Genomic DNA, 20,478 nt, shown 5'->3' with positions numbered 1-20,478 from the left:
CTCCGCCCCTACATACGCACCGGGGCCGTTCCGCTCGACGGTGCGTCCGAGGGTGCGGAGCTGAGGGGCGCGGAGGCGTGCGCCGGGGCCGGCGCGGCGGCCTGCGCCGGTACCGCCGCGTGGGCGCGCGTGCCCGTGCGGGGCGGCAGGGTCCGGGCCCGGGCCGCGGCGGCCCGGAGGAACTCCAGCGACCGCGCGGCGACGGTGGGCGCGGCGTGCGAGTGCCGGGGCAGTTCCACCGCGATCAGGCCGCGGTAGCCGGCGTCGCCCAGGGCACGCAGCACGGGCGGGAAGTCGATCTCACCCTCGCCGAACTCGAGGTGTTCGTGGACGCCGCGGCGCATGTCGTCGATCTGGACGTTGACCAGGTGCGCCCCCACCTCGTGCACGCAGTGGGGCACCGGTTGGGGCTCCAGGCAGCGGCAGTGCCCGATGTCGAGGGTGATGCCGAAGCAGGGCGGGTCGTCGAGGGCGGCGCGCAGCCGCCACCACCCGGCGATGTCCTCGACCAGCATGCCGGGCTCCGGTTCGAAGCCGAGCCGCACCCCGGCCCGGTCGGCCGCGTCGGCCACGGTGGCGCATCCGGCCACGAGCCGGTCCCAGGCGGCGCGGGGCGGAACCGGGTCGGGGCGTACGCCGGCCCAGAACGAGACCGCCTCCGCCCCCAGGTCGGCGCCGACCCGGACGGCGCGCCGCAGGAACTCGACCCGCCGCGTCGGGTCGTCGTGCAGCAGTGTGGGCGCGTGCTTGTGCCACGGGTCGAGCAGGTAGCGGGCGCCCGTCTCGACCACCACGGCGAGGTCGAGGGAGTCCAGCCGGCGCCGCAGCGCGGCCACCCGGCGCACCAGACCGGGCGCGAACGGGTCGAGGTGGTCGTGGTCCAGGGTGAGCGCCACCCCCTCGTACCCGAGGTCCGCGATGACGGCCAGCGCGTCGTCGAGCCGGTGGTTGGCGAAGCCGTTGGTGCCGTAGCCGAAGCGCGGCGGGGCGGGATCGGCCGGCGACGTGGCGGGCGCCGGGTCGGGGGGTGGGGCGCTCATGTCGGCGAGACCTTCCGGGCCAGGCGCCGACCGATCGGCGCCGCGGCGGCGACCACGAGCCCCAGCAGGCCGGCCCCGCCACGGGCGGTGAGCGCGCCCTGGAGCGCGGGCAGCCCGGTGATGCCCGCGCCGACCGCCGCCCGGACCCGCCCGGCCGTGGGTTCGGCGACCACGCGGGCCTGCGCCGCGCCGTAACCCGTGGCGTACCAGGTGGCCAGCGCGGCCGGCACGAGCGCGGCGAGCGCGCCGCGACGCGACGCCTCCCTCGGCGTACGGGCACCGCGCCGCCCCGCCGCGGCGGAGGCGTCGGCCGGACCGGGGGTGGCGGTCGCGGGGGTACGGCGTGCTGCCCGGGCCGCGGTCGCCGCGACGACGGCGGTGCCGGCGAGGGTGCCGAGCGGCAGGGTCGGGTCGGTGCCGGTGACCTCCCGGCGGGAGAGCGCGGTGACCGTCCAGGTGTGCGCGGCCACGGTGAGCGCCGCCGGCAGGGCGCGGGCCGGCCGGCCGCCGGTGGCGGCGCCGAGCAGCACGTCCAGCCCCCGGCAGGCGGCCATCACGGCCGGGCCGGCGGCGGTGTTCTTCGCGCGCAGGTCGTACCCCCAGACGGCCGCGGCCAGGGGCACCGCGACCGCCGCGGCGCGCCGGCCCCCGGCGGCGGTGGCGAGGGCCAGCCCGGCCGCGGTGAGGCCGGCGGCCAGCCCGACCGCCGTGCCGGGGCGGACCCGGCCGCTGGGGATCGGCCGTTCGGGCCGCTCGACGGCGTCCAGGTCGCGGTCCGCCCAGTCGTTGGCGGCCATGCCGGCCCAGTACAGCAGCACCGAGGCGCCGGCCAGGGCGGGCGTGCGCCGGTCGAGTGCTCCAGCCGCCGCGGCGCCGGCGACGACGTCACCGGGGACCGAGAGCGCGGCCGGCGCGCGGACCAGCTCGGCCAGGTCAGCCAGCGTGGCCATCGGCGTTCTCCTTCCCGGCGTGCAGGTCGCGGGTGAACTCCGTGAGCCGCGCCCACTGCTCGGCGAGCGAGTGGGTCGGCGCTCCGAGCGGGTCCTTGAAGAAGAACGCCAGCTCGGTCAGCGGGCCCACGCGGCCGGCCGCGTGGGCGGCGGCGGTGAGCCGGGCCAGGTCGAGCACGAGCGGCGCGGCGAGCGCCGAGTCGCAGCCGTGCCAGGTGAACTCCATGCGCATCCGGGTGTCGAGGAAGCCGGTGAACGTGACCAGGTCCCAGGCGGTCTTGAAGTCGCCGAGGTCCTCCACGTAGTCGATGCGGGTCTCGCCCTGCGGCACGTAGCCAAGCGTCTCGCCGAGCACGCGCTGTTTGCTCTCCACCTTGGCGGCGTTGGCGGCCGGGTCGGCCAGGTTGGCGCCGTCGCCGCCGCCCAGCAGGTTCAGGCCGGACCAGGAGCGCACCCGCAGGTGGCGCATCGCGAACATCGGGGCCAGCACCGACTTGACGAGGGTCTCCCCGGTCTTGCCGTCGTGGCCGGCGTACGGCAGGCCGCGCTCGACGGCCAGCGCGTGCAGCGCCGGCAGCCGGGCGCCCGTGGACGGGGTGAAGTCGACGTAGGGGCAGCCGGCCTGAAGCGCCGCGTACGCGTAGAGCGAGCTGGCCGGCAGGACGTCGGGGGTGTCGGCCAGCGCGTCGCGCAGCGCGGCCAGGTCGGCGTGCGCGGGGTGCGGGTGCGCCGCCGGTTCGGTGGACGACACGTTGACCACGACCACCCGGTCCAGCCGGTGCCGGTCGCGGAAGTCGGTGAGGTCGCGGACGACGGCGGCGACCCGGTCGGCCGGGGTGTCGCCGCCGGGCGCGCAGCGCAGCTCCTCCTCGACGGCGGCCAGTTCGTCAGGGAGCGCGGCGACCAGGCGGCCGGGCAGGACACCGGCGGCGGCCAGCGTCTCGGCGCGCTTGGCCAGCGGGGTCGTGGCCACGTCGTGGCCGCCGAACACCAGGTCGGCGAAGGCCGGGAGCGCGGGGCCGCGCAGCTCGGGGAGTTCGGTGACGCATCCGGTCGGCCCCGCGAGGTGGGCCCGCAGGGCGAGACCTCCGACGATGCTCGTGGTCGCGACCGAGCCGCGCGCCCCCACCAGCCAGACACCCGTACGCATGGCGCCCCTTCCCCGGTCAAGGAGGACCGTTGTGCATCGAATTATATTGATATCAGAAGTTGCTCCGGAAAACTATGGGTGTGAGCGGATGGGCCCCGTCCGCCCGTCCGCCCCGGAGCGGCCCGGCGTCGACGTCGGCGGCGACGGCGCCGGACCGGCGACCCGGTGCGGGTGCGGACGGACGGGGCTGGCAGGCAGGGTCGGTCGGCGTCGCGACCCTGCCTCCCCCGTATCCGCGTCGGGGCGGTGGCCCGCCGCCCCGGCCGGACGTCTCAGCGGCCGCGGCCCGCGGCGGGTGGGCGGGACAGGTCGGTGACGGTCGCGCGGGAGGCGGGCGGTGCCATCTGCTCCTCCGGATCGTCGTGGGTGGTGGCGGCCCTCCGGTGCGGCCGGGGAATCCCGGTCCGGCCACACCGGACGGCCGTCCTGCGTGTGCCACCGGGCACGTCGCCCGGGTGCACGCCCTTTCGGACCCGACCTCGTCCCGGCCGCGGGGCGCAACCGCGGCCGGCCCTCGCCGGTCGGTCCGGAAAGGTTCTCGGGCGGGGCGGTGTCGTCACCGCCCCGCGGGCGGACAGGGTCTCCGGCCCGGCCGGGCGGACCCGGCCGGGCCGACGGTCAGACCGCCACCGCGGTCAGGGTCGGCTCCACGTCGGTCCACGACGAGCCCAGCTCGGCCGAGCGGACCACGGCGTCCAGCACGAGCTGGACCTGGAGGGCGTCGGCGAAGGACGGCTCCGGATCGGTGCCGGTGGCGATCGCCTCGATGAAGTCACGCATCTGGTGCGTGAACGAGTGCTCGTAGCCGATGATGTGCCCCGGCGGCCACCAGGCCGACATGTACGGGTGGTCGCCCTCGGTCACCAGGATGCGGCTGAAGCCCTGCTCGGCGGTGGGCAGCGTCGCGTCGTAGAACTCCAGCTCGTTGAGGCGCTCCAGATCGAACACCACACTGCCCAGCGAGCCGTTGATCTCCACACGCAGGGCGTTCTTGCGCCCCGTGGCGAAGCGGCTCGCCTCGTACGTGGCCAGCGCGCCGCCGTCGAGCCGCGCCACGAACAGCGCGGCGTCGTCGACGGTGACCGGACCGGTGGCCGGGCCCGCGCCGTCGGCGTGCCCGTCCACCGAGCCGTCCACCGTGGCCGCCAGCCCGCTCGACCCCGCCGGCAACGGCCGCTCCTTGACGAACGTCTCCGTCACGGCGCTCACCCCGGTGATCCGCTGGCCGGTCACGTACTGGGTCAGGTCGATGATGTGCGCGCCGATGTCGCCGAGCGCGCCGGAGCCCGCCCTGTCCTTCTGCAGCCGCCACACCAGCGGGAACTGCGGGTCCACGATCCAGTCCTGCAGGTAGGCCGCCCGGACGTGCCGGATCACGCCGAGCCGTCCGTCGGCGACCAGTCTGCGCATCATCGCGACCGCGGGCACCCGGCGGTAGTTGAAGCCGCACATCGACCGCACACCGGAGGCCCGGGCCGTGGCCGCCGCGGCGGCCATCGCCCTCGCCTCCTCCACGGTGTTGGCCAGCGGCTTCTCGCACAGGACGTGCTTGCCGGCGGCCAGCGCGGCGAGCGCGATCTCGGCGTGGCTGTCGCCCGGTGTGCAGACGTCGACCACGTCGATGTCGTCCCGGCTGACCAGGTCACGCCAGTCCGTGGTGTACGCGTCCCAGCCGAGCCGGTCGGCGGCCTCCGCCACGTTCCCGGCGTCCCGGCCGCAGATCAGCGCCATCCGGGCCCGCGCCGGCAGGTCGTACACCCGGTTCACGGTGCGCCAGGCCTGCGAGTGCGCGGCGCCCATGAACGCGTAGCCGACCATGCCGACCCGCAGTTGCATGTCTGTAGTGGACAAGGTGGGTCTCCCCCCAGATGTGTCAGAACCCGAGCTTGAGGTAGTTGCTCACGTTCTCCTTGGTGATCGTTTCGGAGGCGAGGATGATCTCCTTGGGCACCTGGAGCTCGACGAGGTCCGACATCCCCTTGCCCTGGGCGATCAGCCGGGCCAGCGAGATGGCCGAGGACGCCATCGACGGGCTGTAGGTGACGGTGGCCTTCAGCACCGTGTTGTCGGCCTGGATGTCCTCCATCGCCTTCTTCGAGCCGGCGCCGCCGACCATGAAGAACTCCTTGCGGTTGGCCTGGTTGATCGCGGCCAGCACGCCGATGCCCTGGTCGTCGTCGTGGTTCCAGATCGCGTCGATCTTCGGCAGCGCCTGGAGCAGGCCGGTCGCCGCCTGCTGGCCGGAGTCCGCGGTGAACTCGGCGGCCCGCCGGTTGGCGACCTTCAGCCCGTGCTGGGCCAGGGTGTCCGCGAAGCCCTTCGAGCGCTCCTGCGTCAGCTCCAGCGAGTCGATGCCGGCGATCTCGCCGATCACCGGGTTGCTGACCCCCTTGGCCTTGAGCTGCTCGGCGATGTACGTCGCCGCGGCCACGCCCATGCCGTAGTTGTCGCCCTTGATCTGGAGCCGGTACGCCTTGGCGTCGGGGAAGGCGCGGTCCAGGTTGACCACCGGGACGCCGGCCTGCATGGCCTCCAGGCCGAACGCGTTGAGTTCCTTGCCGTCGTGCGGCAGCAGCACGATCACGTCCGGCTTCTGGGACAGGAGCGTGGACAGCGCCGCCCGCTGGGCCGCCGCGTCGGCGCCGGCCTCGACCGTCTTGAACTCCACGTCGGAGTACGCGGCGGCCTGCGCCTTGGCGTTGTTGGTGATCGCGGCGATCCAGCCGTGGTCGGCGGCCGGGGCGGAGAAGCCGATGGTCACCCGCTCGCCCGGCGCGGCGTTGCCGCCGGCCGCGGCGTCGGCGCCCTTGGTCTGCGCCGTGGTCGGCTCCTGGCTCTCGTTGCTGGTGCAACCGGCCAGCAGCACGCCGGCGCCGACGGCGGCCCCGCCGAAGAGCAGGCGGCGGCGTGACAGGTCGCGACTGTGCTGGGTCATGACGACCTCCTGTATTCGCGGTGGTGGGAGTGGAAAGGGTGTGCGAGGCCCGGCCACCGTCGCCTGCGCGGTGGCCCGGATGTGCGGTGGTGGGGTCAGGTGGTGGTGAGCCGGTTGCGGCTGAGGAACTGGGTGAGGCTGCGGAAGTGCACCTGCTGGACCAGGACGGCCGCCACGATGATGCCGCCCTTGACCATGTTCTGGGCCTCGGTGGAGAGGCCGTTGATCGCGAAGAGGTTGGTGATCGTCGAGAAGATGATCACCCCGAGGAGGGAGCCGATGATGGTCCCCCGCCCGCCGCTGAGCAGCGTGCCGCCGATGATCGCGGCGGCGATCGCGTCCAGCTCGTACAGGTTCGCCATCGCGGCCTGGGCCGAGGTGGCCTGGGCCGTGAGCATGATCGCGGCGATGCCGCAGCAGAGCCCGGACAGCGCGTAGAGCAGCAGCGTGTGCCGCTTGACGTTGATGCCGGCCAGCCGCGCCGCCTCCGGGTTGCCGCCCACCGCCACCGTCCGCCGGCCGAAGGTGGTGCGGTTGAGCAGCACCCAACCGGCGATGACGACCGCCGCGAGGATGTAGACCAGCAGCGGGATGCCGAGCAGGTTCGTGCTGGCGATGCTGTTGATCGTGTTGTTGTCCGACACCTGGGTCTGCTTGTTGGAGATCTCCGCCGCCAGACCCCGCGCCGCCACGAGCATCGCCAGCGTGGCGATGAACGGCACCAGCCGGCCGTACGAGATGAGCAGGCCGTTGACGAGGCCGACACCGAGGCCCACGGTCAGCGCGCAGAAGATCATGCCGCCGGCGCCGTAGCTCTGGGTGGCCACCGTGGTGGCCCACACCCCGGCCAGTGCGACGATCGCGCCGACCGAGAGGTCGATGCCACCGCCGATGATCACGAAGGTCATGCCGACGGTCACCACGCCGACCACGGACGCCAGCTTCAGGATGGTCAGGAAGTTGCTCCACACCCAGCTCGAGTCGCCGTAGAGGTCGGGCCGGGTGACGATGCCGATCACGATGAGGGCCACCAGGACCCCGATCAGCCCGAGGTTGCGGCGGGCGCCCTCACCACCGTCGCCGCGCCACCAGGAGAGCCGGCCGGTGGCCGCGTGGCCCGCGGCCGCGGTCTCGGCCGGGTCCACCGGCGGCGACTGCGCCGGCAGCTTTGCCGCCCGCTCCGCGGCGGGGGTCTCCGTCACCTCGCTCACGCCGCCACCTCCCTTCGGTCGGTGCCGCCGTGACGCTCATCCGCGCAGTGCCTGACGGTTCGCTCGCTACGCTCGCTCACGCCGCCACCTCCCTTCGGTCGGTGCCGCCGTGACGCTCATCCGCGCAGTGCCTGACGGTTCGCTCGCTACGCTCGCTCACGCCGCCACCTCGGTTCCGCTCCACAGCGGCCCGACGCCCAGCCGCGTTGTATGGACGATCCGCTCGCTCATGCCGCCGCGCCTTCCATCAGGGACCCCGCCATGACGAGGTCGAGGACGGTGTTCTCGTCAAGTTCGCCGGCGGGGGCCTCGCGGACGACCCGCCCCTCGCGCATCACCAGGACCCGGTCGGCGAGACCGAGCACCTCCGGCACCTCGCTGGAGACCAGCAGCACCCCCACGCCCTGCTCGGCGAGGGACCGGATGACCTGGTACAGCTCGGCCCGGGCGCCGACGTCGACGCCCCGGGTGGGCTCGTCGAGCAGCAGCAGCTTCGTGTCGCCGAGCAGCCAGCGCCCGACCACCACCTTCTGCTGGTTGCCGCCCGAGAGCGTGCGTACCGGCCGGCGGACGTCGCGCGGGCGCAGCTCCAGGCTGTCGGCGATCCGGTCCGCCTCGGCGCGCTCCCGCCCGGCGTCGGTGAAGCCGGCTCGCGCGTACCGGGCGAAGGTCGCCAGCGTGACGTTACGGTAGATGGGCTCGCCGAGCAGCAGCGCCTGACTCTTGCGCTCCTCCGGCGCCATGCCCATCCCGGCCCGGACCGCCGCGCCGACGCTGCCGGGGCGCAGCACCCGGCCGCCCATCCGCACCGTCCCGGCCTCGGCCCGGCGCGCGCCGTAGATGGTCTCCAGCAGCTCCGAGCGGCCGGAGCCGACCAGCCCGGCGATGCCCACGATCTCCCCGGCCCGCACGCGCAGCGACACGTCGGCGAACTCGCCGGACCGGGTCAGGCCCCGCACCTCGAGCAGGTCGGCCCCCGCCGGCTCCGCCGCGGCCGCCCGCTCCGGGAAGACGTACTCGATGGTGCGGCCGGTCATCCGGCTGACCAGGTCGCGGGTCGGGGTGTCGCGGGCCGGCAGGTTCGCCGCCGTGGTCCGGCCGTCCTTGAGTACGGTGACCCGGTCGCCGATCTCGCGGATCTCCTCCAGCCGGTGCGAGATGTAGATGACCGCGATGCCCTGGGCGGTCAGCTCCCGGATGATGCGGAACAGGTTGCCGACCTCGTCGTGGGCCAGCACGGCGCTCGGCTCGTCCATGATGATCAGTCGGGCCTCGTGCGACAGCGCACGGGCCATGCTGACGACCTGCTTGCCGGCCGCCGGCAGCGAGCGCACCATCCGGTTCGGCGGGATCTCGGCGTGGCCCAGCCGTCCGAGGATCTGCCGGGTCCGCCGGGCCATGTGCCCGCGACGGACGAAGCCGAACCGGCGGGGTTCGTGGCCGAGGAACGCGTTCTCCGCGACGGAGAGGTCCTCCACCAGGTCGAGCTCCTGGTAGATCGTGGCGATGCCGGCCCGCATGGCGGCCTGCGGATTCGGGAAGGTGACCGGCTGCCCGCGCCACTCGACCTGGCCGGAGTCCGGGCGGTGCACGCCGGACAGCACCTTGATGAGGGTCGACTTCCCGGCGCCGTTCTGCCCGAGCAGGCAGTGCACCTCGCCGGCACGGACCTCCAGCTGCACACCGTCCAGGGCGCGTACGCCCGGGAACGTCTTGACCACGTCGGTGAGGCGCAGCACCACCTCGCCGGCCACGGCGTCGGCCGGGGCCTCGACCAGCGGAGCGTCCACGCCCGGACCCTCCGCACCGCCGTCCGCCGGGCTCGCGTGCCCTCCGGTCACCGCACCCTCCTCCCGTTCGCTCACCGTGCCTGCTCCGTTCGCGAACGCCGGGCTCGCCGACCCGGCTCGCTCCCCGCGCTCATGACGCCTCGCCGAACGCCACGTCGCTGGCGAGCACCGCCGCCCCCGCGACACCGGCCCGCGGGCCGAGTTCGGAGAGGACGACGGGCAGGTTGCCGGTGGCCAGCGGCAGCGACCGCCGGTAGACCACGCTGCGGATCTCGGCGAGCAGGATGTGGCCGAGCTGGGCGAGGCCGCCACCGATCACGATCATGGACGGGTTGGCGAAGCTCACCAGCCCGGCCAGCACCCCGCCGACCCGCCGTCCCCCGTCGCGGATCAGCTGGATGCAGGTCACGTCCCCCTCGACGGCGCCCTCGGCGACGTCGAGCGCGGTGACCGCGCCGTTGGCGGCCAGCCGCTCGGCCAGCGCCGGGGAGATCCCGTTGCGGGCGGCGGCGGTCGCGTCCTTCGCGAGCGCGGCGCCGCTGAAGAGGGCCTCCAGGCAGCCGATGTTGCCGCACGAGCACATGGGACCGTGCGAGTCGACCTGGATGTGCCCGATGTCGCCGGCGCAGCCGTCGGTGCCCCGGTAGACCTCGCCGCTGAGGTAGATGCCGCAGCCGATCCCGGTGCCGATCTTGACGAAGAGGAAGTCGTCGACCGAGTGGGCGACACCGCCGTGCCGCTCGCCGATCGCCATGATGTTGACGTCGTTGTCGACCACGGCGGGGCAGCCGTGCTCGCGGGTGAGCAGCTCGCGTACGGGGAACCGGTCCCATCCGGGCATGATCGGCGGGGACACGGGCACCCCGTCGCGGAAGCTCACCGGCCCCGGCACGCCGATGCCGACCGCGTCGAGCCGCTCGTACGCGCCGTCCACCTTGGCCTTGTGCAGCAGCTCGTTGACCCGCTGGAGGGTGACCTTCGGGCCGGAGCGGATGTCGGCCGGCTCCGCGTACGCGGCCACCGGCTCCAGCCGGCCGTTGACCACCTCGACGTCGATCGAGCTGGCGCCCAGGTCGACGGCGGCGAAACGCAGGCGCGGGTTCAGTTCCACCAGGGTGGACCGCCGTCCGCCCCGGGACGCGGCGAGCCCGGCCTCGGCCACGTAGCCGAGGCTGACCAGCCGCTCCAGCTCGGCCAGGAGCCGGGGGCGCGGCATCTGCAGCCGGTCGCCGAGCTCGGCCCGGGAGACCGCCCCCTCGTCGCGCAGCAGCCGCAGGAGGCGTACGTGCAGCGGGTCCTCCGTCCGCACCGGGACTCACCTCCGCATCGGCGTCGTTCACATCGACGCAACGGCAATGTGTTGTGCCCGACACAGTAGGAGGGTTCCGTGCCGCATGTCCAGAGCTTCAGCCAATCTTGATCCAACTTTTGTCCGAACGAACAAAAGCTAATAGTGGATCAAGTAAAGCGGGTGGCCGCCCGTGCGAGCGGCCACCCGGATGTGCGTACGGCGGATCAGCGCTGACGCTTCTTGCGGAGCTTGCGGTCGTCGCGCAGCTCCACGTAGGGCTCCTTGTCCGCGGGGTGCCCCGCCGAGATGGCCCGGCCGCGTTCCAGCTCCGCGTCGAACTCCGCCCCGAGCAGGATGGCGATGTTGGTCAGCCACAGCCAGATCAGGAAGATGATGACGCCGGCCAGGGTGCCGTACGTCTTGTTGTACGAGCCGAAGTTGGTCACGTAGAGGGCGAACAGACCCGAGACGACCAGCCAGATCACGACGGCCAGCACCCCGCCGGGGCTGACCCAGCGGAAGCCGCCGTGCCGGGCGTTCGGCGAGGCCCAGTAGAGGATCGCGAACATCAGGCTGACGAGGATCAGCAGCACCGGCCACTTGGCGATGTTCCAGACCGTCACGGCCGTGGAGCCGAGCCCGATGGCGTTGCCGGCGGCCTCGGCGAGGCGGCCGGTGAAGACCACGATCACCGCGCTGACCAGCAGCATCACGCCGATCACGGCGGTCACGCCGACCCGGATCGGCAGCGTCTTCCAGATCGGCCGCCCCTCCGGCACGTCGTAGATGGCGTTGGAGGCGCGCATGAAGGCCGCGATGTAACCGGAGGCGGACCAGAACGCGGCGAGCAGACCGAGGACCGCGGCGAGGCTGGCCAGGCCGCCGGACTGCTTCGCCTGGTCGATCGCCCGCTCCAGGATGCCCTGGATGTTGCCCTCGGGGATCGCCTGGGTGACCGTGTTCTTGACGGTCTCGGTGGTCTCCGGCCCGAGCAGGCCGAGGATGGAGACGAGCACGAGCAGCCCGGGGAAGATGGAGAGCACCCCGTAGTAGGTCAGTGCGGCGGCCCAGTCGGTGAGCTTGTCCTCCTGGAACTCCCGCACCGTCCGGCGCAGCGTCGCCATCCACCCCGGGCCGGGGATCTGGGCGGGGCTCTGCGGGCCCTCGTCCGGGCCCACGGGCCGGGTGTTCCGAGGTGGGTCGGGCCGGTCGGCGGCCCCTCCCGCGGCCGCCGCGTAGCGGTCGCGGCCGGCAGACTCGTCGGCGGTCATCCACCCCTCCTCGTCGTCGCGAAAGTCCCGAAGGACATGCCCCGACAACGGCGGTGATAACCACCTACCTGTAGAGCAACCGGCCCATCCGGCGCGCCGCCACCAGCAGACCCACGGTCATCACGGCGACCAGGTAGAGCACGTCGAGCAGCGACGACCAGCCGCCGGTGCCGAGCGCGACGCCCCGGATCAGGTGCACCGCCCGGTAGAGCGGGGTGACCTCCACGAGCCACCGCACGATCGCCGGGTAGGCCTCCGCGGGGACGAACGTGCCGGAGAAGAGGAAGAGGGTGAACTGCGCCGAGCCCATCAGGTCGAAGTCCTGCCAGCTCCGCATGAACGTGGCCAGCGCCATGCCGAGCGCGCCGAACGCGAATCCGACGAGCACCGCGGCCGGGAAGGCGGCCGCGGCCCGACCCACGGTGGTGAGGTCCATGGCGGCCATCACCACGAGGAAGGCGGCCGAGTACGCCCCGCCCCGCAGCATCGCCCAGCCCAGCTCACCCAGCGCGATCTCGAACGGCTGCACCGGGGTGGCGATCACCCCGTCGTACAGCTTCATGTACTTCATCTTCCCGAAGAAGTTGAAGGTGGTCTCGGCGAGCGCGCCGGTCATCGCGGAGGACGCGAGCATCGCGGGGGCCACGAACGCCGCGTACGTCACCACCTGGCCACCGGGGAGCGTGAGGTCGCCGACCAGCGCGCCGACTCCCACGCCGATGGAGAGCAGGTAGAGCAGCGGCTCCACGAAGCCGGAGACGAGCAGCAGCCAGTAGACCGACTTCAGCGCCGCGATGTTGCGCTCGGCCACCGACGCCGACCGCCGGGACGCGGCGGAGACGTCGACCAGCCGGGGCAGGACCAGGCTGACCACGGCACTCCTCCCTAGACGACGAGCGTGCGGCGGAACACCCGGCGGGCCAGCAGCGCGCCGCCGAGCGCCCAGGCCGCGAGGTAGAGCAGGTGACCGGCCACCGACCACTGCGGAGCCACGCCGAGGGTCGCCGCTCGGCAGAGGTCGACCGCGTGCCAGAGCGGCGTCGCGTACGCCAGTTGGCGCAGCCCCTCCGGCAGGCTCTCGACGGGGAAGAACACCCCGGCGAAGAGGGTCATCGGGATGACGCCGAAGCGGAACAGCATGGCCAGCCAGCTGTCGCTGGAGACGGACGCGCTGTAGGCGAACGTCGGCGCGGCGACGGCCAGGCCGAGCAGCGCCACGACCGGCAGGGTGGCCAGCGCCCACGGCGAGCGCAGCGCCCCGAACAACCCGGTGACCAGCAGGAACGCCGCGATGGTGGTAAGCACCCGGAACAGCACGTAGAGCAGGTGCCCGGCGAGGATGTCACCGACCCGCAGCGGGGCGGCGCTCTGCGCGTAGTACGTCTTGACCCACTGGAAGTTGCTGAACACCGGCCACGTCGAGTCGCCGAGCGCCACCTGCAACGCGGTCGACGCGATGAGCCCGGGCACCAGCCAGTCGAGGTAGGGCACCCCGTCGACGCCCTGGTCGATGTAGGCGCCGACGCCGAGGCCGAACCCCAGCACGGTGAGCACCGGCAGCAGGAACGACGAGAAGACCCCGGCCCGCCAGGTGCGCCGGTAGCCGACCAGGTAGTAGTGGAGCACCGCGAACGCCGGCACCCGCGACCGCGTCGGCCGGGCCCGCGCCGATGACGCCACGTCCACCACGATCACCGCCCCCGACTCGCCGTCCACGGCCTTCCTACCCCGGGGGTACGACAGGCCGGAGCCACCCTACGGCCGGCCGCCGGTGCTGTCGCGGCAGTTTCGGGCACGGCGCCGACCATGGCTCCCACTGGACAACGCGCACTCTCCCGTGATCGTCAGCCGGCCGGCACGCGCGCCAGATGCCGGCCGGGCCGCCAACGATCGTGGCGGGCCCCGTCGGACGGGCTCACTCGACCAGCGTGCGGCCGGTGAGGTGCAGGAACACGTCCTCCAGGCTGCTGCGCCGGACCAGCACGTTGGCCGGGGTGAGGCCGAGCGCCTGCACCTCGGCCACGGCCGCGTCGCCGTCGGCGACGTAGAGCAGGACCCGGTCGGGCAGCACCTCGACCCGCTCCCCCAATCCGTCGAGCTTGCCGGCGAACGCCTCCTGCGACTCGGCGGCGAAGCGCAGCTCCACCACCTCACGGGTGGAGTAGCGCTCGATGAGGGCGCGCGGTGAGCCCTCGGCGACGATCCGGCCGCCGTCCATGACGACGAGCCGGTCGCAGAGCTGCTCGGCCTCGTCCATGTAGTGGGTGGTGAGCACCAGCGTCACGCCCTGCTGCTTGAGCCGGAACAGCCGCTCCCACACCAGGTGCCGGGCCTGCGGGTCGAGCCCCGTGGTCGGCTCGTCGAGCAGCACGATCTCCGGCTCGTTGACGAGCGCCCGGGCGATCGTGAGCCGGCGCTTCATGCCGCCGGAGAGCGGCTCGACCTTGCTGTCGGCGCGCTCGGTGAGCTGCACGAAGTCGAGCAGCTCGCGCGCCCGCTCCCGGGCGACGCGGCGCGGGATGCCGAAGTAGCGCGCGTAGGTGGTCAGGTTCTCCTGGACGGTCAGCTCGGGGTCGAGGTTGTCGAGCTGCGGGCACACCCCGAGCCGGGCCCGGATCGCCGGCCCGTCACGCACCGGATCCATGCCGAGGATGCGCAGCTCGCCGCCGCTCGGCGGGGAGATGCAGCCGATCATCCGCATGGTGGAGGACTTGCCGGCGCCGTTGGGACCGAGGAAGCCGAACGCCTCACCGGGAAGCACCTCGACGTCGATGCCGTCGACCGCGGTGAAGTCACCGAACCGCTTCACGAGCCCCCGGGCCCGGATGAGTGGCTGAACCGTGGTCACCGCCCGACCCTAACGGCCGGGTCCGACAGCGCCACCGGATTTACCCGCTCCGCGCGGCCCCCGCCCGCCGCGTATCGACGTGTATCGTCCTGTTGTGTCGCCGATCCGTTCCTCCGACGGTCCGTCGCCGACGCGCGAGGCCGGCGAAGCCCCGGCGGCGTCCACCCGCGACCCGGGCGCGGTCTCCGAGCTGGCGGCGCAGTTCGAGGACGAGAAGCCCGGCCGGGTGCTCGCCGGCCGCACCGGCGCGCTCGTCGCCGCCGTGGCGCTCGTGGTCGGCGCGCTCGCCCTCTGGCAGGTCTTCCGGCCACTGCCCCAGGGGAGCAAGTACTACCTGATCATCTTCCTCGCGGGCGTCCTGCCGCTGGTCTTCCTCGCCTACCCCGCCGACCTGCGCCTGCGGCCCCGGCTGCGTCGGCTCGCCCGCCGCCACGACACCCCGGCGCGCGTCCCGCCGCGCCAGCGCGCCGCCGACGCCGCGCCGCCCGAGCACGACAGCGCCGCGCCATCCGAGCACGCCCCACCCCGAGACAGCGCCGCGCCACCCGATGACAGCGACACGCCACCCGGAGACACCGCCGCGCCACCGTCCGCCGCGGGCCGGTCCCGTCCCACGCCGGCGGACTGGGCCCTCGCCGCGCTGGCGCTGGCCGCCTGCCTCTACCCGGTCCTGCCGTTCTCGATCGGGTCCGGCGGGGGCGGGTACGACGCCTTCCTCGACCGGCAGGGGCTGCTCGTCCCGGCGGACCTCGTGATGGGCACCGTGCTCCTCCTCCTGCTGCTGGAGGCGTGCCGGCGGACCACCGGCTGGATCCTGCCGGCGGTCTGCCTGCTGTTCCTCGGCTACGGCTACTACGGGGGGCTGCTGCCGCAGTCGTGGCCGGTGGCCCACGCCGGGCTCGACTTCAGCCAGCTCGTCGACGCCTTCTACAACTCCGACAGCGGCTTCTACGGCACCCCGCTGGACGTCGCCGCGTCGTACATCGTGCTGTTCACCATCTACGGCGCCGTACTCGACCACTCCGGCGCCGGGCGGTTCTTCGTCGAGCTGTCCACGGCCGCGTTCCGCCGCTCACGTACGGCCGCCGGGCGCACCGCCGTCGCCTCCGGTTTCCTGCTCGGCACCGTCTCCGGGTCCGGGGCGGCCACCACGGTGAGCATCGGGGCGGTGACCTGGCCGATCCTGCGGCGGGCCGGATACCCGGCGGAGCGGGCCGGCGGCATGCTGGCCGCGGCCGGCGTGGGCGCGATCCTGTCCCCGCCGACGCTGGGCGCGGCGGCGTTCATCATCGCCGAGTACCTCGGCGTCTCCTACCTCCAGGTGCTCGGCTGGGCCACCGTGCCGACGATCCTGTACTACCTCGGCATCCTCCTCGCCGTGGAGATCGACGCCCGCCGGTCGGGTGTGCGTCCGGTGGCGATCGACGCGGCGTCGCCGTGGCGGCTGCTCGCCCGGTTCGGCTACCACTTCGCCTCGCTGGTCGTCATCGTCGTGCTGCTCGCGCTCGGCATGTCGGCGACCCGGGCCGTGGTGCTCGCCACCGCGCTGGCCGCCGTGCTGTCCTTCCTGGACCGGTCCCACCGGCTCACCCCGGCCCGGCTCGTGGGCTCCCTGGTCGCCGGCGTACGCGGCGTGCTGGCGGTGACCGCCGTCTGCGCCGCCGCCGGGATCATCACGGCGACCACGACGAAGACCGGGCTCGGCCCGCAGGCGGCGGCGCTGCTGGTGGACGGCGCCCGGATGCTCACCAGCGACCCGGCCGCCGTCCTCGTGCTCACCGCGGTGCTCGCGGCCGTCGCGCTCAGCCTGCTGGGGCTCGCCGTGCCGGTCACCGCCTCGTTCGTCATCGGCTGGGTGATCATCGGCCCCGCGCTGCTCGACCTGGGGGTGGCGGCGCCGGCCGCCGCGATGTTCGTCTTCTACTTCGCGGTCCTCTCCGAGGTCTCCCCGCCCACGGCGCTCGCCGCCGTCGCCGCGTCCGCGGTGACCGGCGGCCGGCTGGTGCCGACCATGTGGCAGGCCCTGCGGTACGCGCTGCCGGCGTACCTCATCCCGATCGCGTTCGTCATCACGCCCGCCGGGCTCGGGCTGCTCGGCATCGGCGGCGTACGGCGGGTCGCGGTGGCAGCCGTGGTCCTCGCCGTGAGCGTGACCGTGCTCGCCGTGGCGGCCGGCGGCTGGCTGCCCGGCGTCGGGCCGGCCGGGGTGCCGGAACGGGTGGTGGCCGCGCTCGCCGGGGTGTTCCTGCTGCGGCTGGAGGCGGTGCCGGTGGCGGTCGGCGTCGGGCTGGCCGTCGTGGCGGTCGCGGGCGTGCTCGTACGACGTGGATCCGCCGGCCGGTCCGGCGGGCCGACCGGAACACCGGAGCTGAGGGAGGTAGCACAGTGAGCGGGAAGAAGGTCCGGCTCGTCGCGGGCGTGGGCGTCCTCGCCGTCGTCGCCGCGGGGACGGTGGGCTGCGGCGGCCGGCAGGGCGGCGCGGCCCGGGACGACACGGCCAGCGAGGTCACCTGCGAGGTGACCCGGGACACCCGGGTCGGCATCGCGACCGGCAACGCGACGGGCGTCTACTACGTGGTCGGCAACGCCCTCGCCGGGCAGCTCGCCGATGCCACCGGCGGCAAACTGACCGGCACGGCCGCCGAGACGGGCGCCTCCGTGCAGAACATCGAGCAGCTCGTCGCCGGCCAGTACGACGTGGCCTTCTCGCTCTTCGACACGGCCGTCAACGCGGTGCAGGGCAGGGAGAGCTTCACGTCGGCCCAGCCGGTGCGGGCGCTGACCCGGATCTACGACAACTACACGCAGGTCGTGGTGCGCAGCGACGCGGGCATCGCCTCGGTGGCCGACATGCGGGGCAAGCGCATCTCCACGGGCTCGCCGAAGTCCGGCACCGAGGTGATCGCCCACCGGCTGCTCCAGGCGGCCGGTCTCGACCCGGCGAAGGACGTCCAGGCGCAGCGGCTCGACCTCACCAAGACCGTCGAGGGGATGAAGGACGGCAGCATCGACGGGTTCTTCTGGTCCGGCGGGCTGCCCACCGGCGGCCTCACCGACCTGTTCACGACGGCCCGCGACCGGGTCCGGTTCCTCGACATCAGCCCCCTGCTGCCGAAGATGGCCGAGCTGAACCCCGCGTACCAGGCCGGCACGATCGGCCGGGACGCGTACGGCACGGCGGCCGACACCCCCACCATCGTCGTGCCGAACGTGCTGCTGGTCCGCGAGGACCTGGACGCCAACGTCGCGTGCGCCATCACCCGGACGGTGTTCGAGCGACGGGACGCGCTGGCCCAGGCGAACCCGGCCGCGAAGGGCATCACGCTGGAGAACGCCCGCCGGACGGACCCGGTGCCGCTGCACCGCGGCGCGGAGAAGGCGTTGCAGGACCTGGGCGCCCGCTGAGCACGGCACCGTCGCCCGCCGACGGCCCGGGAGGCGATTTCACGCCGGCGGCCGTCCCGCCGGTCAGACGTCGGCGGGGGCGGTCGCGGCGCGGGCCGCGGCGACCAGCCGGTCGGTCTCCGCGACCACCTCGGCGTCGTCGGTCGGGGTGCCCGGGTCGTAGCGGACGGTCCACGTCAGACCGTCCACCCCGGGGACGCGCCGGGCCGCGATCCGGCCGGCGCCCGTGGGCAGCCGGTGGTGCTGGGTGTACGCCACCGAGCGGGTGACCCGGGCCCGCACCTGGTGCGGCAGGTCACCGGGATCGAGCAGCAGGTACGTCTTCGGGTCGGCGTCGGCGACCACCAGGTAGCCGTCCCGTTCGGCGACGTTCTCGGCCGGGGTGACCGTCAGCTCCCGGCCGGACCAGACCGCCTTCAGCAGTTCGTGCCAGCCCAGCCGCTCGTTGCCGGGCAGCCAGAGCCCGCGGTTGGTGGCCACCAGGACGCCGTTGCCCGTCCCGTCTCCGGCCGCCGCCCACGCCAGCACCCGCTCGTCGGGCCCCAGCGGCGGGCGGTCGGCCGCGGGCAGCTTGGGTCGGCGGTTGAACAGTCCCATCTACAGCCCTCCCGCGGCCTGCTCCCGCAACGCCCGGGCGTGCTGCTCCAGCGAGAGCAGCTCACCGAAGAGCGCGAAGTACTCGTCCTTGTTGCTCACCGGGTTGATCCGCTGGATCCGGGACTTCAGGTCCTTGATCCGGCCGGTGACCGACCCCCACTGGAGCCGGGCCATCGTCACCGAGACGTACCGCGGATCCGGCTCGCCGTCGATGCGCAGCGGCTCGACGGCGAGTTCGGCCACGAGGGCCTGCCCGGCGAGGTCCGTGCAGGCGTCGCGCACCGACTCGATCCACACCGCGCCGCCGGTGGCCGCCGCGACCCCGCCGGCCGCCGCGATGGCCTCGCGGACGGCCACGTGGACGGGGTGCCGGTACTCGGCGGCCTCCACCGCGTCGAACATCGGCCCGGCGAGCACCGGCTGCTGGAGGGCGAGCTTCAGCGCCTCCCGCTCGACCATCGACTGCGGGCTGTCCACCGCCGGCTGGGCCGCGGAGCGGGTGGCCGGGGCGGGAGCCTCCCGGCCGGCGCCCGTCGACAGGGCCGCCTGCACGGCACGCTGCACCGGCTCGATCTCCATGCCGAGGTCGCCGGCGAGCTTGCGGACGTACTCCGGGCGCTTCTCCCGGTCCTTGATCTTCGCGACCAGCGGCGCGGCCCGGCGCATCGCCTCCACCCGGCCGTCGACGGTGTCGAGGTCGAATCGGCTGATGACGTGGCGCAGCGCGAAGTCGACCAGCGGCTCCCGGCGGGCGACGAGGTCGCGCACCGCGAGGTCGCCCTTGGCCAGCCGCAGCTCGCAGGGGTCCATGTTGTCGGGGCTGACCGCGATGAACGTACGCCCGACGAAGCGCTGGTCGTCGTCGAATGCCCGCAGCGCCGCCTTCTGCCCGGCGGCGTCGCCGTCGAAGGTGAAGATGATCTCGCCGGCGCGTTCGTCGCTGTCGAAGAGCACCCGGCGCAGGACCGAGATGTGGTCGGCGCCGAACGCCGTGCCGCAGGTCGCCACGGCCGTGGGCACGTCGGCCAGGTGGCAGGCCATCACGTCGGTGTAGCCCTCCACCACGACCACCTTGCCCTGCTTGGCGATCTCCCGCTTGGCCTGGTCGATGCCGTAGAGGACGTGCGACTTCTTGTAGATCGGGGTCTCGGGGGTGTTCAGGTACTTCGGGCCGTCGTCGTCGTCGAACAGCTTGCGCGCCCCGAAGCCGATCACGTCGCCGGTGATGTCGCGGATCGGCCACATCAGGCGGCGGCGGAACCGGTCGATCAGCGTGCCCGACCGGGACGGGCGGGACAGCCCGGCGGTGACCAGCTCGTCGGCGGTGAAGCCGCGCTGGCGCAGGTGCTTCGTGAGCTGGTCCCAGGCGTCGGGGGCGAACCCGCACGCGTACCGCTCGGCCGCCGCCCGGTCGAACCCGCGCGCGGCCAGGAACTCCCGGGCCGGCCGGGCGGGCGCCGTGGTGAGCTGCGACCGGTAGAACTCGACAGCGGCGGCGTGCGCGGCCACCAGGCGCTGACGCTGCCCCTGCTGCGGGCGGCTCCGCGGCGCGGACGAGTCCGACTCCACGTACCGCAGCTGGATGCCGGCGCGGGCGGCGAGCCGCTCGACGGCCTCGACGAAGCTGAGGTGGTCGGCGTCCATGAGGAACTTGATGGCGTCGCCGCCGGCGCCGCAGCCGAAGCAGTACCAGACGTTGCGCGCCGGCGAGACGTTGAACGACGGGCTCTTCTCGTCGTGGAAGGGGCAGAGCCCCTTGAGGTTGCCGCCGCCGGCCGACCGGAGGGTCACCGTCTCGGAGATGATGTCCGCGATCGAGGTGCGCTCCCGGACCAGCGCGATGTCCTCGTCCCGGATCCGCCCCGCCATGTCCGCCACCTCCTCGGCGTACATCCTGCCCTGCCGGACCGACGATCCGCCGCCGGGGGCGTGGCGTGTGACGGGCGACCGCGACGCGGCACCCTCCGGGCAGGGTCGCCCGGAGGGTGGC

Annotated in this window: 16 protein-coding genes; 2 read left to right on the top strand and 14 right to left on the bottom strand. The window is 73.7% G+C overall.

What is annotated here, in order from left to right:
- Positions 1-8: 8 nt before the first annotated feature.
- From D7I43_RS21205 to D7I43_RS21150, 12 genes are all read right to left on the bottom strand, one after another.
- On the bottom strand, positions 9-1,040 hold the full coding sequence (locus tag D7I43_RS21205; RefSeq protein WP_120330297.1) for a sugar phosphate isomerase/epimerase family protein: 1,032 nt from the start codon (positions 1,038-1,040) through the stop codon (positions 9-11).
- Positions 1,037-1,990 (bottom strand): SCO3242 family prenyltransferase, encoded by a 954-nt coding sequence (locus D7I43_RS21200; RefSeq protein ID WP_120330296.1) that lies wholly within the window; start codon positions 1,988-1,990, stop codon positions 1,037-1,039. The genes D7I43_RS21205 and D7I43_RS21200 overlap by 4 nt, the downstream gene beginning before the upstream one ends.
- Positions 1,974-3,140 (bottom strand): inositol-3-phosphate synthase, encoded by a 1,167-nt coding sequence (locus D7I43_RS21195; RefSeq protein ID WP_120330295.1) that lies wholly within the window; start codon positions 3,138-3,140, stop codon positions 1,974-1,976. The genes D7I43_RS21200 and D7I43_RS21195 overlap by 17 nt, the downstream gene beginning before the upstream one ends.
- A gap of 618 nt (positions 3,141-3,758) precedes the next feature.
- The gene (locus D7I43_RS21190) at positions 3,759-4,976 is read right to left on the bottom strand and encodes a Gfo/Idh/MocA family protein (protein WP_192902231.1); all 1,218 of its coding nucleotides are present in this window, start codon (positions 4,974-4,976) and stop codon (positions 3,759-3,761) included.
- Positions 4,977-5,013: 37 nt separating this feature from the next.
- Positions 5,014-6,075 (bottom strand): substrate-binding domain-containing protein, encoded by a 1,062-nt coding sequence (locus D7I43_RS21185; RefSeq protein ID WP_120330293.1) that lies wholly within the window; start codon positions 6,073-6,075, stop codon positions 5,014-5,016.
- A 95-nt stretch (positions 6,076-6,170) separates the two neighbouring features.
- A complete protein-coding gene (locus D7I43_RS21180) occupies positions 6,171-7,286 on the bottom strand; it encodes an ABC transporter permease (protein ID WP_120330292.1) in 1,116 nt (371 codons plus the stop codon).
- A gap of 227 nt (positions 7,287-7,513) precedes the next feature.
- Positions 7,514-9,028, bottom strand: a complete 1,515-nt coding sequence (locus tag D7I43_RS21175) for a sugar ABC transporter ATP-binding protein (protein ID WP_192902230.1) — start codon at positions 9,026-9,028, stop codon at positions 7,514-7,516.
- 178 nt (positions 9,029-9,206) lie between these two features.
- Positions 9,207-10,385, bottom strand: coding sequence for an ROK family protein (locus D7I43_RS21170; protein ID WP_120330291.1), 1,179 nt, complete (start codon positions 10,383-10,385; stop codon positions 9,207-9,209).
- Positions 10,386-10,591: 206 nt separating this feature from the next.
- A complete protein-coding gene (locus tag D7I43_RS21165; protein WP_120330290.1) occupies positions 10,592-11,638 on the bottom strand; it encodes a YihY/virulence factor BrkB family protein in 1,047 nt (348 codons plus the stop codon).
- Between the two features lie 64 nt (positions 11,639-11,702).
- Positions 11,703-12,512: an ABC transporter permease gene (locus tag D7I43_RS21160; RefSeq protein WP_120330289.1), complete on the bottom strand. Its 810-nt coding sequence runs from the start codon at positions 12,510-12,512 to the stop codon at positions 11,703-11,705.
- Positions 12,513-12,523: 11 nt separating this feature from the next.
- Positions 12,524-13,324: an ABC transporter permease gene (locus D7I43_RS21155; protein ID WP_120330404.1), complete on the bottom strand. Its 801-nt coding sequence runs from the start codon at positions 13,322-13,324 to the stop codon at positions 12,524-12,526.
- A gap of 229 nt (positions 13,325-13,553) precedes the next feature.
- Positions 13,554-14,486: an ABC transporter ATP-binding protein gene (locus D7I43_RS21150; protein WP_120330288.1), complete on the bottom strand. Its 933-nt coding sequence runs from the start codon at positions 14,484-14,486 to the stop codon at positions 13,554-13,556.
- A 94-nt stretch (positions 14,487-14,580) separates the two neighbouring features.
- Here D7I43_RS21150 and D7I43_RS21140 point away from each other — a divergent pair, with 94 nt between their 5' ends.
- Together D7I43_RS21140 and D7I43_RS21135 are read left to right on the top strand one after the other, a co-directional pair.
- The gene (locus D7I43_RS21140; RefSeq protein WP_240033082.1) at positions 14,581-16,875 is read left to right on the top strand and encodes a TRAP transporter permease; all 2,295 of its coding nucleotides are present in this window, start codon (positions 14,581-14,583) and stop codon (positions 16,873-16,875) included.
- Complete coding sequence (locus D7I43_RS21135; protein WP_120330287.1) at positions 16,872-17,891, top strand: TAXI family TRAP transporter solute-binding subunit; 1,020 nt, start codon at positions 16,872-16,874, stop codon at positions 17,889-17,891. The genes D7I43_RS21140 and D7I43_RS21135 overlap by 4 nt, the downstream gene beginning before the upstream one ends.
- 63 nt (positions 17,892-17,954) lie before the next feature.
- Here D7I43_RS21135 and D7I43_RS21130 read toward each other — a convergent pair whose 3' ends face one another.
- Positions 17,955-18,488: a hypothetical protein gene (locus D7I43_RS21130; RefSeq protein WP_120330286.1), complete on the bottom strand. Its 534-nt coding sequence runs from the start codon at positions 18,486-18,488 to the stop codon at positions 17,955-17,957.
- On the bottom strand, positions 18,489-20,381 hold the full coding sequence (gene dnaG, locus D7I43_RS21125; RefSeq protein WP_120330285.1) for a DNA primase: 1,893 nt from the start codon (positions 20,379-20,381) through the stop codon (positions 18,489-18,491).
- Positions 20,382-20,478 lie beyond the last annotated feature (97 nt).

Origin of the sequence: Micromonospora globbae, assembly GCF_003610785.1 — a bacterium.
Taxonomy (GTDB): Bacteria; Actinomycetota; Actinomycetes; order Mycobacteriales; family Micromonosporaceae; genus Micromonospora; species Micromonospora globbae.
Note: the sequence above shows the minus strand (reverse complement) of the source record. Positions and strands in the feature narration are given on the sequence as shown.